General features: G+C 72.2%; 3 protein-coding genes. All 3 read left to right on the forward strand.

The annotated features are described in order from the left end of the window. Positions 1 to 903 (forward strand): hypothetical protein (locus tag FRW57_RS23630; RefSeq protein WP_162529457.1); only part of this gene is annotated, 903 nt, incomplete at its 5' end. Positions 904 to 909: 6 nt separating this feature from the next. Continuing rightward, entirely contained in the window at positions 910 to 1,512 is a 603-nt protein-coding gene (gene sigM, locus FRW57_RS21120; RefSeq protein WP_152186989.1) for an RNA polymerase sigma factor SigM, read from the forward strand. Positions 1,513 to 1,589: 77 nt separating this feature from the next. After that, positions 1,590 to 1,881 (forward strand): hypothetical protein (locus FRW57_RS21125; protein ID WP_203230470.1); only part of this gene is annotated, 292 nt, incomplete at its 3' end.

The following is a 1,881-nucleotide window of genomic DNA, read 5'->3' on the forward strand; positions in this document are numbered from 1 at the left end:
GCTGGGGGCGCCGCAGCGGGAGCGGCCGCGGCCGGGGCCTCGCGCTCCGGTGAGGCCGCGCGGGGGAACCGCTCGGATGAGACCCAGCGGATCGACACGTCGCGATCGGCCGCACGGAGGGACGATCACGGGCGCGACGACGCTGACGGCGACGTTGACGGCGATGAAGGCGACTTCTACGGTGACGGCGACGACGAGCTCGAGTCGCCGGTGCCCCTTCTGCCCGGCACCGTCGCGGCCGAGCCGTCCGGCGACCAGGCCAAGATCGCGCTGGCGCTCGTCGCGGCCTTCGTGGTCGTCGCCGTGCTGCTCGCCTACTGCGGCGTGGCCGGACTAGGCAACAACGACAACAAGGCCCCGGCTGCCGGCAGCACGACGTCGCAGACGACCTCATCGCAGAGCCCGACCCCGACCGACAGCGGGACCCAGACCGAGACCGCCAAGCCCACCAAGAAGACTCCGCCCGCCAAGACGCTGAAGATCACCTCGGGCTCGATCATGTCCGGAGCCTCCAGCCTCAAGGAACCGCTGGACGTCAGCCCGGCCTATGACGGCAACCCCGACACCTCATGGATGTCGCACGGCTGGAACCAGGCCGACTTCGGCGGCCTCAAGGGCGGGGTCGGCCTCGTCTTCGACCTCGGGGCGAGCAAGGAGGTCAGCGAGGCGGACCTCGACCTGCCCCTGCCCGAGGGGCTGACCGTCTACGTCGGCGACCAGCCGACCACCGACGGCGCCACCCGGCTCGGCAGCTCGTCGGGCAAGGACGGCACGGTGAAGGTCAAGGCCTCGGGCGACTCGCCGCCCAAGGGGCGCTACGTCATCGTCTACATCACCAAGCTGGTCAAGGACACGGCATACCACCACGGCGGGCTCTCCGAAATCACGGTCAAGGGACGCTGACCGACCGTGGTCCGGGGGCCGGATCTGCCGCAGCTGACCGACCGCGAGCTGCTCGCGGCGCACTGTGCCGGTGACGGGGAGGCCTTCGGCGAGCTGTTCCGCCGGCACAGGGACCGGATGTGGGCGGTTGCCCTGCGCATCACGCGTGACCCCGAGGTCGCCGCGGACGCCGTGCAGGACGGGTTCATCTCGGCCTTCCGGCGGGCGGAGTCGTTCAGGGGCGAGGCAGCCGTCACGACCTGGCTGCACCGCATCATCGTCAACGCCTGCCTCGACCGGTTGCGCCGGACCAAGCCGACCAGCGCGCTGCCGGTCTACGAGTTGGCCGACGCGCACGACCACCACCACAGCGTGGAGGTGCGGCTCGACGTGCAGCGGGCGCTGGCGCAGCTGCCGGAGGGGCAGCGGATGGCGCTCACCCTCGTCGACATGCACGGCATGTCGGTCGCCGAGGCAGCGGACACGCTCCAGGTGGCCGAGGGGACCATCAAGTCACGATGCGCCCGGGGGCGTGCCGCGATGGCCGAGCTGCTGACCGCGGCCGACCGGGCCGGTGCCGCGACGATGGGCGTCCGGCCGTCGCCGGGGGAACCTTCGCCTCCGCCGTGACGTCCTACCCCTGATCGGGCTTTGCGCCCCGTCCCCATCGACCAGATCCTCGACCGCGTTCGCCACCGGAGGTCTTCGTGATCACACCTCGCCACCCGCAGGGTGCCTCGTCCCCGGACGAGGACCCCACCGGGGTGCGCGCGTTGCTGTCATCGTTGCCCGAGCCGGGACCGATGCCCCCCGAGCTGGTCGCCCGCATCACCGCCAGCCTCGAGCGGGAGCAGCAGGAAAGGGCCCACCAGACCGACGCGCAGGGCGCTCCCGCCAACGTCGCGCCCCTTGTCGGCCGACCCTCCCCCGGCTCCTCGGCTCCTCGACACCGGTCACTCGGGCCGTCGCGGCTGCGCCGGGTCGTCGCCCTCGGTGGCG

The organism is Segeticoccus rhizosphaerae, from assembly GCF_009192725.1.
In the GTDB taxonomy this organism is placed as follows: Bacteria; Actinomycetota; Actinomycetes; order Actinomycetales; family Dermatophilaceae; genus Segeticoccus; species Segeticoccus rhizosphaerae.